Origin of the sequence: Variovorax sp. CCNWLW225 (genome assembly GCF_037204045.1) — a bacterium.
Classification (GTDB): domain Bacteria; phylum Pseudomonadota; class Gammaproteobacteria; order Burkholderiales; family Burkholderiaceae_C; genus Variovorax.
The window spans coordinates 1-12,104 of sequence record NZ_JBBCBV010000008.1 but is presented as its reverse complement, the minus strand read 5'-3'; the positions used below and the strand labels follow the sequence as shown (position 1 = coordinate 12,104).

9 protein-coding genes are annotated in these 12,104 nt (G+C 65.4%); 7 read left to right on the top strand and 2 right to left on the bottom strand.

The features are described 5' to 3' along the window. Positions 1–76: 76 nt before the first annotated feature. Positions 77–2,335, top strand: coding sequence for a PhoX family protein (locus V9L20_RS15175; RefSeq protein WP_337297223.1), 2,259 nt, complete (start codon positions 77–79; stop codon positions 2,333–2,335). 42 nt (positions 2,336–2,377) lie between these two features. Here V9L20_RS15175 and V9L20_RS15170 read toward each other — a convergent pair whose 3' ends face one another. Continuing rightward, the gene (locus V9L20_RS15170) at positions 2,378–2,863 is read right to left on the bottom strand and encodes an Lrp/AsnC family transcriptional regulator (protein ID WP_337297222.1); all 486 of its coding nucleotides are present in this window, start codon (positions 2,861–2,863) and stop codon (positions 2,378–2,380) included. A 105-nt stretch (positions 2,864–2,968) separates the two neighbouring features. Here V9L20_RS15170 and mdeB point away from each other — a divergent pair, with 105 nt between their 5' ends. Next, positions 2,969–5,632 carry an alpha-ketoglutarate dehydrogenase gene (gene mdeB, locus V9L20_RS15165; RefSeq protein ID WP_337297221.1) on the top strand — a complete coding sequence of 888 codons (2,664 nt, stop codon included), beginning with the start codon at positions 2,969–2,971 and terminating at the stop codon, positions 5,630–5,632. Between the two features lie 30 nt (positions 5,633–5,662). Here mdeB and V9L20_RS15160 read toward each other — a convergent pair whose 3' ends face one another. After that, positions 5,663–6,145, bottom strand: coding sequence for a DUF2846 domain-containing protein (locus tag V9L20_RS15160; RefSeq protein WP_337297220.1), 483 nt, complete (start codon positions 6,143–6,145; stop codon positions 5,663–5,665). A gap of 358 nt (positions 6,146–6,503) precedes the next feature. Between V9L20_RS15160 and V9L20_RS15155 the strand changes: the two genes are divergently transcribed. The 5 genes from V9L20_RS15155 (at position 6,504) to otnK (ending at position 12,011) form a co-directional block, all read left to right on the top strand. Next, a complete protein-coding gene (locus V9L20_RS15155) occupies positions 6,504–7,280 on the top strand; it encodes a FadR/GntR family transcriptional regulator (RefSeq protein ID WP_337297219.1) in 777 nt (258 codons plus the stop codon). Positions 7,281–7,426: 146 nt separating this feature from the next. Further along, positions 7,427–8,755: an MFS transporter gene (locus V9L20_RS15150; RefSeq protein ID WP_337297218.1), complete on the top strand. Its 1,329-nt coding sequence runs from the start codon at positions 7,427–7,429 to the stop codon at positions 8,753–8,755. Between the two features lie 17 nt (positions 8,756–8,772). Next, positions 8,773–9,699 carry an L-threonate dehydrogenase gene (gene ltnD / locus V9L20_RS15145; RefSeq protein WP_258502953.1) on the top strand — a complete coding sequence of 309 codons (927 nt, stop codon included), beginning with the start codon at positions 8,773–8,775 and terminating at the stop codon, positions 9,697–9,699. A 17-nt stretch (positions 9,700–9,716) separates the two neighbouring features. Further along, positions 9,717–10,736, top strand: coding sequence for a D-erythronate dehydrogenase (gene denD / locus V9L20_RS15140; RefSeq protein ID WP_337297217.1), 1,020 nt, complete (start codon positions 9,717–9,719; stop codon positions 10,734–10,736). A gap of 3 nt (positions 10,737–10,739) precedes the next feature. After that, positions 10,740–12,011, top strand: a complete 1,272-nt coding sequence (gene otnK, locus V9L20_RS15135; RefSeq protein ID WP_337297216.1) for a 3-oxo-tetronate kinase — start codon at positions 10,740–10,742, stop codon at positions 12,009–12,011. Positions 12,012–12,104: the final 93 nt, after the last annotated feature.

The following is a 12,104-nucleotide window of genomic DNA, read 5'->3' as shown; positions in this document are numbered from 1 at the left end:
ATTTCGGATTCACGGCGATGTCACGGGGGCTTCCTAGCATGGGGTGTTTTTCTCCACCACCCCACGAATTCCTCCAATGTCAGACCGCATCGACTTCAACGACGAAGACTCCAATCGTTCCGCCAACCCCACCTTCGACAGCGTACTGGCCAACCGGCTCAACCGCCGTGGCCTGCTGCTGGGCGGCGTTAGCGCTGCCGTACTGACCGCCTGCGGCGGCGGTAGCGGGGGCGGTGGCGTGGGGTTTCCGATTCTTCCTCCGGCACCCGCACCGGCCCCGGCACCCGCGCCAGCTCCCGGCCCGGCCCCTGGCCCGGTCGAAAAGCTGCTGGGCTTCGGCGCCGTGGCGAAGAGCCTGGCCGACAGCGTCGTCATTCCCGTCGGCTACAGCGCCAGCGTCATCTACGCCCTCGGCGATCCGTTGTCCGGCACCACGCCGGCCTATGCGAACGACGGCACCGATACCGACTTTGAAAACCGCGGCGGCGACCACCACGACGGCATGGAGTGGTTTGGCCTGGGCGCCGACGGCAAGCGCTCCGACTCGAGCATCGACCGCGGCCTGCTCGCGGTGAACCATGAGGCGACGACCGACGAAACGCTGGCCTCGTTCTTCCTGCACGCCAACGGAGGCACCACCACGCTGCCCCGCCCGGCCGCGGAAGTGGACAAGGAAGTCGCCGTCCACGGCATCGCAGTGCTCGAGGTGCGCAAGGACGGCGCCGGCAAGTGGAGCTACGTCCAGGATTCGGCATTCAACCACCGCGTGACGCCGCTGACCGAGATCGACATCGCAGGCCCCGCCAAGGGCGACGCGCTGATGAAGACGAAGTACTCGCCCACCGGCGTCAAGACGCGCGGCACGCTCAACAACTGCGGCACCGGCAAGACGCCGTGGGGCACCTTCCTCACCGGCGAAGAAAACTGGGTGAACTACTTCACCCGCGCAGCGGGCGATGACACCGCACGCGGCAACGACAAGAGCGTGACCTCGCTCAAGCGCTATGGCCGCACCGCAGGCACCGCGAGCCGCCACGGCTGGGAATCCGCCGGCGCGGACGACAAGTACCAGCGCTGGAACATCAGCAAGACCGGCGCTTCCACCGACGGTACCGACGACTACCGCAACGAGATGAACGGCATGGGCTTCGTCGTCGAGTTCGACCCGTACAACAAGTCGAAGCTCGGCGTGAAGCGCACCGCCCTGGGCCGCTACGCACACGAGAGCATTGCGTTCAGCAAGCCGGTCGTGGGCCAGAAGGTGGCCTGCTACATGGGCGACGACGCGCGCAACGAATACTTCTACAAGTTCGTTTCCGATGCGGTCTGGTCAGAGGCCGATGCCAACCCGGTCGATCCGCTCGCCACCGGTGCCAAGTACCTCGACCAGGGCACGCTCTACGTGGCGCGCTTCGATGCCGACGGTGCGGGCACCTGGCAGGAGCTGTCGCTCTCGAACCCCGCGGTGGCAGGCTTTGCCGGCTATTCGTTTGCCAACCTGGCCGATGTGGTGGTCAACGCGCGCCTTGCGGCCGATGCCGTCGGCGCCACCAAGATGGACCGCCCCGAGTGGTGCGCCACCAACCCGGCCAACGGCGAGGTGTACCTCACGCTGACCAACAACAGCAACCGCCGCATCGAGCCGGCCTCGTCGTCGCAGCTGGCTCCCGATCCGGCCAACCCGCGCGTCTACACCGACATGAAGGGCGCGACCGCGCAGTCCGGCAACCCGAACGGCCACATCCTGCGCATGGCCGATGCCGGCGGCAATCCGGCGAGCACCAGCTTCCGTTGGGACGTGTACGCCTTCGGTGCCGAGTCGGGCGCCAATGCCGATACGGTGAACCTCTCGAAGCTCACCGGCGACCAGGACTTCTCCAGCCCCGACGGCCTGGTGTTCAGCCGTTCGACCGGTATCTGCTGGATCCAGACCGATGACGGCGCCTACACCGACGTGACCAACTGCATGATGTTGGCCGCCCTGCCGGGCCAGGTCGGCGACGGCGCCAAGAAGACCCTGACCTACCAGCGCGCGGACAGCACGCAGTACACGGTCGACACCATGATCGGCAAGCAACCGACGGCGGACACGCTCAAGCGCTTCCTGGTCGGCCCTTCGGGCTGCGAGCTCACCGGCCTGTGCGAAACGCCGGACGGCAAGGCGATCTTCGTCAACATCCAGCACCCCGGCGAAAGCACCAAGCAAGCCAACCTGGCGGACCCGTCGAAGTACACCAGCCAGTGGCCTTCCAACGCAGGCTACGGTGCAGGCAAGCGCCCGCGTTCGGCAACCATCGTCATCACCAAGGACGACGGCGGACGCGTCGGCAGCTGAGGACGGCCGGCCGTGAGCCAGCCACCCATGCGGGTGGGTGGCTTACCCTTTGAACTTAAGCGGCGCTACCGGCAACGGCAGCGCCGTTTTGTATCTGACCTGCTTGAGCGCAAAGCTCGAGCGGATCTTTTCGATGCCCGGAATCGGCGTGAGCTGTTCCAGGATGAATTTCTCCAGCGCCGCCATGTCCGCCACTGCGATGCGGATCAGGTAGTCGCTGTCGCCCGTCATCAGGTAGCACTCCATCACTTCGTCGTGCTCCGCAATGCGCTGCTCGAAGTCGGCGAGCGACTGCTTGCTTTGCGTGGTGAGGCTGATCGAGATGAACACATTGAGCCCGAGGCCCAGCGCCTTCGCATTCGCGAGCGCCACATAACGGTCGATCACACCGCCGGCTTCCAGCGCCTTCACGCGCGCGAGGCAAGGCGAGGGCGACAGCTGAACGCGGCGCGCGAGCTCCACGTTCGACAAGCCGCCGTCGCGTTGCAGCTCGTCGAGGATGCGTAGGTCAATGTTGTCGAGTTGCACGAAATGCGGCGTTTGGTTGGTTTTCAGGAATTTTATGCTGCGCTGGTGCCGTGGGTATGCCCAGGCCGGTAGCTAATTCTTGCCGTTGCGGCCTAAAGTGCCGGCATGAACGCCCCGATTTCATCCGACCAGATGCGCGCGCTGCTGCTCAACACGCCGCTCTCACACGACCCCGACCCAGCGGAGACCGCCGAATGGCGCGACGCCTTCCTGGCGCTGGCGCAAACGCATGGTCCGCAGCGTGCGCGGCAGATGCTGGTGGAGCTTGCCCGGCTTGCGCGGCAGCAACGCATCGGATGGCAGCCCGAACTCGCAACGCCCTACGTCAACACCATTGCGGTGGAAGACCAGCCGCCGTTTCCGGGCGACCTCGCCGTCGAGGAGCGCCTGGCTTCGCTCATGCGTTGGAACGCGCTCGCGATGGTGGCGAAGGCCAACCAGGCGTACGGCGAACTGGGCGGCCACATTGCCAGCTATGCCAGTGCGGCCGATTTGTTCGAGACCGGCTTCAACCACTTCTTTCATGCGCGCGATGAAAATCATCGAGGCGACCTGGTGTTCTTCCAGCCGCACAGCGCACCCGGCGTTTATGCACGCGCGTACCTCGAAGGCCGCCTCAGCGAAGAGGACCTGAAGCACTATCGCCAGGAACTGACTGCGCCCGCCTTCACCCAGGGCAGCGGCGCACGCGGCCTCAGCAGCTACCCGCATCCCTATCTGATGCCGGATTTCTGGCAGTTTCCGACTGGCTCGATGGGCATCGGCCCGATCAGCTCGATCTATCACGCACGCTTCATGCGCTACCTCACGCACCGCAACCTGCTCGACTGCGAGGGCCGCAAAGTGTGGGGCGTGTTCGGCGACGGCGAAATGGACGAGCCCGAATCGATGAGCGCATTGACGCTTGCCGCGCGCGAGAAGCTCGACAACCTCGTGTGGGTCGTCAACTGCAACCTGCAGCGCCTGGACGGCCCGGTGCGCGGCAATGGCCGCATCATCGACGAGCTCGAGAAGCTCTTTGCCGGCGCAGGCTGGAACGTCGTCAAGCTCGTGTGGGGCAGCGACTGGGACGGCCTCTTCGCGCAGGATGTGAGCGGCGCGCTCGCGCGCGTGTTCGCCAACACCGTCGACGGCCAGATGCAGACCTTTGCGGCCAAGGACGGCCGCTTCAACCGCGACAACTTCTTCGGCCAGAACCCCGAGCTCGCGCGCCTGGCCGAAGGCATGACCGACGAGCAGATCGACCGCCTGAAGCGCGGCGGCCATGACTTGGTGAAGATATACGCCGCCTATGCCGCCGCGGCCGCGCACAAGGGCCAGCCCACCGTGATCCTCGCCCACACCAAGAAGGGCTACGGCATGGGCAGCGCCGCGCAGGGCAAGATGACCACGCACTCGCACAAGAAGATGGGCGACGTCGACCTCATCGAATTTCGCGACCGCTTCAACCTGCCGCTCACCGACGCGCAGGCCATTGCGCTGGACTTCTATCGCCCGCCCGAAGACAGCGCCGAGATGCAGTACCTGCGCAGCCACCGCGCCGCGCTCGGCGGTGCCATGCCCCGCCGCGAGACCGCATGCGACGTCGTGCCCAAGCCCGACATCGCAAGCTACGCGCAGTTCGCGACAGCGGCGGCCGGCAAGGAAATGAGCACCACCATGGCCTTCGTGCGCATGCTCGGCAACCTGCTGAAGGACAAGGCCTTGGGCCCGCGCATCGTGCCCATCGTGGCCGACGAGGCGCGCACCTTCGGCATGGCCAACCTCTTCAAGCAGGTCGGCATCTATTCGAGCGTGGGCCAGCGCTATGCGCCCGAAGACATCGGCTCCGTGCTGAGCTACCGCGAAGCCACCGACGGCCAGATCCTTGAAGAAGGCATCAGCGAAGCCGGCGCCATTGCCAGCTGGACGGCAGCCGCCACCAGCTACAGCGTGCACGGCCTGGCCATGCTGCCCTTCTACATCTACTACTCGATGTTCGGCTTTCAGCGCGTGGGCGACGCCATCTGGGCCGCCGCCGACCAGCGTGCGCGCGGCTTTTTGCTGGGCGCCACCTCGGGCCGTACCACCCTCGGCGGCGAAGGCCTGCAACACCAGGACGGCAGCAGCCACCTCGTGGCCGCGACCATTCCGAACTGCAAGGCCTACGACCCCGCATTTGCAGGCGAGATGGCGGTCATCGTCGATGCGGGCATCCGCGAAATGATGGTCGAGCAGAAGGACGTGTTCTATTACGTCACGCTCATGAACGAGAACTACGCGCAGCCCGATGTGCCCGAGGGTGCAGAGGCGGACATCCTGCGCGGCTGCTATCGATTCGGCGTGTATGCGCCGGCTGCTTCAGGCAAGGCGAAAACGAAGAAGGTCGTCACGCTCATGGGCTCGGGCGCCATCCTCACCGAAGTCGTCAAGGCTGCGCAGCTGTTGGCCGATGAAGGTATCGAGGCTGAGGTGTTCAGTGTGACGAGCTGGAGCGAACTTGCGCGCGATGGCCTGGCTTGCGAGCAGCGCGCGATTGCGGGTGAGAAAGAGGCCGGTGTGCCGTTCATCGCGCAGCAGCTCGGTGCCGGAAAGGGCCCGATCATCGCCGCCACCGACTACGTGCGTGCCGTGCCCGAGAGCGTGCGCGCCTATTTGCCCGAAGGCCGCCGCTATCTCACCCTGGGAACGGATGGATTCGGCCGCAGCGACACGCGCGCGGCGCTGCGGGAGTTCTTTGGGGTGGATGCGGGGAGCATTGCGCGGGCGGCGCGGTATGCGTTGGGGTGAACCCAGGCCCGTCCTGCCGCCCGCCCCCTCTTATTTGTCGGCTTTGAGGATGGTGCCGAGTTGCAGCTGCTTGACTTGGTACTTGCCTTGAACCTCATCAATCTTGCTCACGCTGTTGCGCGCCATGACGATGCCCATCGAGGGTTCTTGCTGGATGTAGATGACGTCGCCGCTGTTGGCTGTGATCTGAGTGTCGGCCCAGTTCTCCGCCTTGGAATAGATCTTGTGGGTGCCAGGCGTCACATTGAAATAGATGTACTGGCTCGAGCGGGTGTACCCCATCTCTGATGCGGCTTCCTGGTCGTCGACAAAAACATTGAAGCGAACCAAACCACCCACGCCGGAAGGCCGAACCACGTACACGATCGCCTTGCCCGCATCTGGCAACTTGGGGAGCTGGAAGGACGCGGTCTCTGCCTTCATGACTTCCGGCGACGGCAGGCTGGCACAGCCAGAGAGAACGGCAAATGCTGCTGCGAGAACAAGAGACGAGATCGAAGATTTGATTTTCATGAATAAGGGAAAAATTGAAATGTGATACCGGGCAATAGAGTTGAGGGCTGCTCCAGTGGCCGGGCGACGATTTCGAAATAGGTCAAAGTCATGCCGCTCCTCCGATTCCACTGTGCTGTTTGGTGCCTGTTGGTATTGCCAGTCCGTCACAGGCACATGAGTTCAGATCTTCTCGGTAAGAGTCATTAACAGGTGTCAAAATAGATAAACACGTAGAGATTTAGCTAGAAAACATCGATTTTTCACATGTCCCAGGAGCGTCATGACAACACTCGTCAGTGGCGTGCAGTCCTTAAATTTCAAGGGTGTTCAGCGCAGGGCCCTGCGTTAGAGTCGCAGCCCACCGCCCCACGCGTTCATGACCGCACGATTTCAATCCGTCGCCCCTACCGTTCGCCTCGCCGACCAGGTGGCCGATGCGCTGGCGGCCGAGGTGCGCAGCGGGCGCTTGTCGGCAGGCGACCGTCTGCCGACCGAGGCTGCGCTGGCCGAGCAGTTCGGCGTGAGCCGCACGGTGGTGCGCGAAGCGGTTTCGCGGCTCAAGTCGCTGGGGCTGCTCGATTCGCGCCAGGGCAGCGGCGTTTATGTGCGCGCGGCCGGCGTGGAGCCGCTGCGCTTCGAGATGCCGCATGTGGCCTCGCGTGAAGCGGTGATCCAGATGGTTGAACTGCGCCGCGCGCTCGAGGCCGAAGTGGCCGCGCTTGCCGCTGAACGGCGCACGCCCGAAGACGTGGAGCGCATCCGTGAAGCCATCGAGGCGCTGCATGCCGCGGTGGCGGCGGGGCGCAACGGGGCCGACGAAGACGTGCGTTTTCATCGCGCCATTGCCGAGGCGGCGCGCAACCCCTTCTTGATCGGCACGCTGCAGTACCTGCGGCAGTTTCTTCATGGCGCCACGCGTGTCACGCGCGCCAACGAGGCGCGCCGGGCCGACTTTGCGCGCGAGGTGGCGCAGGAGCATGCGCGGATCGTGGAAGCCATCGAGGCGGGGGACCCGCTGCGCGCGCGAGAAGCCGCCAAGTCCCACATGGACAACGCCATTCGCCGCATCGAGCAGGCCGACCCTGCCTTCTGGCAGCAGGAGGGCGCGCAACTCGCCCGGCCGCTGGTCGAAGGCTGGCCCGCGGGCCAGTAGAAGAAAAGGAAACGAGGTGTAGCTTGCGGGTTTACCCGAAGCAGATCGCCTGTTTCAGATTTGTATGATGACCTGACAAATAAGGGCGGCGCGCCGCATGCACCGCCCAAGCGAGACCCGGTTCATCATCCAAACGACTTCCTCCAATGACTTCAACACTCCACGCGCCGCTGGCTGCCACTGCGGACACGCCGGCCGATGTCGCGCTCGAGAAGCGTGCCTACACCAAGGTGTTCTGGCGCCTCGTTCCCTTTCTGATGCTCTGCTATGTGGTCGCGTATCTCGACCGCGTGAACGTGGGCTTTGCCAAGCTGCAGATGGGACAAGACCTGGGCTTCAGCGAAACGGTGTTCGGCCTGGGCGCCGGCATCTTCTTTCTGGGCTACTTCCTGTTCGAGGTGCCGAGCAACCTGCTGCTCAACCGGGTGGGCGCGCGAATCTGGATTGCGCGAATCATGATCACCTGGGGCGTGCTTTCGGCGTGCTTCGTGTTTGTGGAAACGCCGACCAGCTTCTACATCCTGCGTTTTCTGCTCGGCGTGGCTGAGGCGGGCTTCTACCCCGGCGTGATCCTGTATCTCACCCATTGGTACCCGGCGCATCGGCGCGCGCGCATCATCGCGGTCTTCATGTCGGCCATTCCGGTGGCGGGCATCTTCGGCAATCCGCTCTCGGGCTGGATCATGGATGCCTTCCACGGTGTGTCGTCGATGGAGGGCTGGCAGTGGATGTTCATCATCGAAGCGATTCCGGCCGTGATCGTCGGCGTGATGGTGCTGGTCTACCTGGACAACGGCATCCAGCATGCGCGCTGGCTCGACCCGGACGAAAAGCGCCTGCTGCAGCGCGAGGTCGAGCGCGACCAGGCGCACGGCGCCAAGGGGCCGCACTCGGTGGGCGCCATGTTCCGCGATGCGCGCGTGTGGTGGATGGCGCTGATCTACTTCGCCTTCGTCATGGGCCAATACGCGCTGACCTTCTGGCTGCCCACGCTTGTCAAGGCGACGGGCGTGAAGGGCAACTTGCACATCGGCTTGTTGAGCGCCATTCCGTTCATTTGCGCCATCGTCGCGATGAACCTTTTCGGCCGCAGCGCCGACCGCCGGCAGGAGCGCCGCTGGCACCTGATCGTGCCCGCACTGATGGGCGCGATCGGCTTCACGGTCGCGGCCTCGTACACGCAGAATACGGTCGTGTCGCTCGCGTTTCTTTCGCTCGCTGCAGCCGGCGTTCTCACCTGCGCGCCGCTGTTCTGGTCGCTGCCTACCGCCTTCTTGTCGGGCACGGCCGCGGCTGCCGGCATTGCAGTCATCAACTCGGTGGGCAACCTCGCGGGCTTCGTCAGTCCCTATCTCATCGGCTACCTGAAAGACCTCACCGGCAGCACGCAGATCGGCATGTACGTGCTGGCCGGCGCGCTGGTGCTCGGGGCCATCGGCGTGTGGCTCACGCCCAAGCAACTTGTGAATCGCTGATCGAAAGAACCCCTGACATGACTTCAAACACCAACAACACACCGGTCGTCGGCCTGGTGGGCCTTGGCGCCATGGGCAGCGGCATGGCCCAATCGCTGCGCCGCGCGGGCTACGAGCCGCACGTGTTCGACGTGCGCCTGGACGTGGCCCACGCCTTTGCGCGCGACGGCGGTGTGGCCTGCGACACGCTGGCCGCGCTCGGTGCGCAGTGCGACATCGTGGTTTCCGTAGTCGTCAATGCGGCGCAGACCGAGTCGGTGCTGTTCGGCGATGGCACCACGCCCGGCTGCGCGGCGTCGATGAAGCCCGGCAGCTTGTTCGTGATGTGCTCCACGGTCGATCCGAACTGGTCGGTCGCGCTCGAGTCGCGCCTGGCCGCGCAGGGCATCCTGTACCTCGACGCGCCGATTTCCGGCGGCGCCGCCAAGGCCGCGAGCGGACAGATGACCATGATGACCGCCGGCACGCCCGCGGCCTATGAAAAGGCCGGCGCCGTGCTCGACGCCATGGCGGCCAAGGTTTATCGTCTTGGAGACCGCGCAGGGGCGGGCAGCAAGGTCAAGGTCATCAACCAGTTGCTGGCCGGCGTGCACATTGCCGCGGCGGCCGAGGCCATGGCGCTAGGCCTGCGCGAAGGCGTGGACCCGGCCGCGCTGTACGAGGTCATCACGCACAGCGCGGGCAACAGCTGGATGTTCGAGAACCGCATGGCGCACGTGCTGGCAGGCGACTACACACCGCTCTCGGCCGTCGACATCTTCGTGAAGGATCTGGGCCTGGTGCTCGACGTGGCGCGTGCCAGCAAGTTTCCGTTGCCGCTCTCGTCCACCGCGCACCAGATGTTCATGCAGGCGTCTACCGCGGGTTTTGCGCGCGAGGACGACAGCGCGGTCATCAAGATATTTCCCGGCATCGAACTGCCGGCTGCCGACAAGAAAGCCTGAACAAGGAAGACAAGATCATGAATATTCTCATCACCGGAGGTTGCGGTTTTGTGGGTGCGCGGCTCGCGCGCACGTTGCTCGCGGGCGGCCCGCTGGCACTGGCCGGCGGCGTGGTCCAGCCCGTCGCGCGCATCACGCTGGCCGACCGCGTGCCGCCACCCGCAGACCTGCAAGCCGATGGCCGCGTGCACTTTGTGCAGGGCGACCTGTACGAGCAGGCAGTGAGCGGCGTGTTGCCGCTGGCCGACACGCATGCCGTGTTCCACCTTGCCGCCGCGGTGAGCCGCGAATGCGAAGCCGATTTCGACCTGGGCATGCGTAGCAACCTGGACACCACGCGCGCGCTGCTCGAAGCCTGCCGCCGCGCGGGCCATGCGCCGGTGTTCGTGTTCTCCAGCTCGGTCGCGGTCTTCGGCGATTCGCCCGAGCAGCGCCTGCCCGAGGTGATCGAAGACACCACGCTGCCGACACCGCAGAACAGCTACGGCATCCAGAAGTTCATCGGCGAGCAGCTCGTGGCCGACTTCACGCGCAAGGGCTTCGTGCAGGGGCGCAACGTGCGGCTCATGACGGTGTCGGTGCGGCCGGGCCGGCCCAATGGCGCGGCCTCCAGCTTCCTGAGCGGCATGCTGCGCGAGCCGCTGGCTGGTGAGCGCGCGCGCTGCCCCGTGGCGCCCGAGACAGCCGTTGCCCTTGCATCGCCCGGCAACACCGTCGCGGGCATCATCCGCGCGGCCACGGCCAGCGCTGCCGAGTGGGGTGCGCGCACCGCGGTCAACCTGCCCGCGTTGACGACCACCGTGCGCGAAATGGCAGATGCGCTCGAGCGCATCGCCGGCAAAGAGGCCACGTCGCTGATCGACTGGGAGCCCGATGCGAACATCGCCAAGATCGTGACCAGCTGGCCCAGCCGCATTCGTGCGGCGCGCGCCGAGGCGCTGGGCTTGAAGGCCGATGCGAGCTTCGACGCCATCTTGCGCGACTATGTGCGCGAGAACCCGCAGGCGGTAAAGCTGGCCGTGGCAGCAAAGGACTGAGCAATGCCCAAGCTGCTGCTCGGCTGCATTGCCGACGACTTCACCGGTGCCACCGACCTGGCCAACAACCTCGTGCGCGCCGGCATGCGCGTGGTGCAGGCCATCGGCGTGCCCGCCACGCCACTCGACGCTGAAGTCGATGCCGTGGTGGTCGCACTCAAGTCGCGCACCATCGCACCGGCCGAGGCCATCGAGCAGTCGCTGGCCGCACTGCGCTGGCTGCAGGCGCAGGGCGCGCAGCAGATCTACTTCAAGTACTGCTCCACCTTCGACAGCACGCCGCAGGGCAACATCGGCCCGGTGACCGAAGCGCTCATGGACGCGCTGCAATGCGACTTCACCATTGCCACGCCAGCCTTCCCCGACAACAAGCGAACCGTGTTCAAGGGCTACCTGTTCGCGGGCGACGTGCTGCTCAACGAGAGCGGCATGCAGAACCATCCGCTCACGCCCATGACCGACCCGAACCTCGTGCGCGTGCTGCAGGCGCAGTGCAAGCGCAAGGTGGGGCTCGTGGACCATGCGGTAGTCGCGCGAGGTGCGGCGGCCATTACAGAGCGCATCGAACAGCTGAAAGGCGAGGGCGTGTCGATCGCCATCGTCGACGCGGTGTCGAACGACGACCTGCTGCGATTCGGCCCGGCCATTGCGAAGATGCCGCTGGTCACCGCCGGCTCGGGCGTGGCCATCGGCTTGCCTGCCAACTTCGGCCTTGCGCCATCGTCGCAAGCAAGCGCACTGCCAGCCGCGGCCGGCTTGCGCGCCGTGGTGTCGGGCAGTTGTTCATTGGCCACCAACCGCCAGGTGCTCGATTTCATCCAGGGCGGCGGCGCGGCTCTGGCCATCGATCCGCTGCGCATCGCCGCGGGAATCGACGTGGCTGCGGAGACCCTCGAGTGGGCAACACCTCTCGTCGATAAGCAACCAGTGCTCGTCTACTCCACAGCCGAGGCGGGCGCCGTCAAGTCGGTGCAGGGCCGGCTCGGCGTCGAAGAGGCCGGTGCCATGGTCGAGCGCACCATCGCTGCCATTGCGCGCGGCCTGGTCGAACGCGGTGTGCGCCAGCTCGTAGTGGCGGGCGGCGAAACCTCGGGCGCATGCGTGCAGGCGTTGGGAATTGCACAGATGCAGATCGGTCCGCAGATCGACCCCGGCGTGCCGTGGTGCCATGCCCGCACCGATGTGGCGGAAGGCACGTCGGTGCACATTGCGCTCAAGTCTGGCAACTTTGGGGGGGATGATTTTTTCACCAAGGCATTTACAGTGCTGGGATGAATTGCATGCCGGGTACTTGTTCAGGGCGCGCACCCGCCGACGGGGTACCTTTCTCCGCGAATGTCCCCCGGCCTGCGGCCTCCTCCTTTATTT

Excerpts from the sequence above, each read along its gene's own strand:
- V9L20_RS15175 (WP_337297223.1), top strand. The coding sequence starts at position 77 with ATGTCAGACCGCATCGACTTCAACGACGAAGACTCCAATCGTTCCGCC.
- mdeB (WP_337297221.1), top strand. The coding sequence starts at position 2,969 with ATGAACGCCCCGATTTCATCCGACCAGATGCGCGCGCTGCTGCTCAAC.
- V9L20_RS15160 (WP_337297220.1), bottom strand. The coding sequence starts at position 6,145 with ATGAAAATCAAATCTTCGATCTCGTCTCTTGTTCTCGCAGCAGCATTT.
- V9L20_RS15155 (WP_337297219.1), top strand. The coding sequence starts at position 6,504 with ATGACCGCACGATTTCAATCCGTCGCCCCTACCGTTCGCCTCGCCGAC.
- V9L20_RS15150 (WP_337297218.1), top strand. The coding sequence starts at position 7,427 with ATGACTTCAACACTCCACGCGCCGCTGGCTGCCACTGCGGACACGCCG.
- ltnD (WP_258502953.1), top strand. The coding sequence starts at position 8,773 with ATGACTTCAAACACCAACAACACACCGGTCGTCGGCCTGGTGGGCCTT.
- denD (WP_337297217.1), top strand. The coding sequence starts at position 9,717 with ATGAATATTCTCATCACCGGAGGTTGCGGTTTTGTGGGTGCGCGGCTC.
- otnK (WP_337297216.1), top strand. The coding sequence starts at position 10,740 with ATGCCCAAGCTGCTGCTCGGCTGCATTGCCGACGACTTCACCGGTGCC.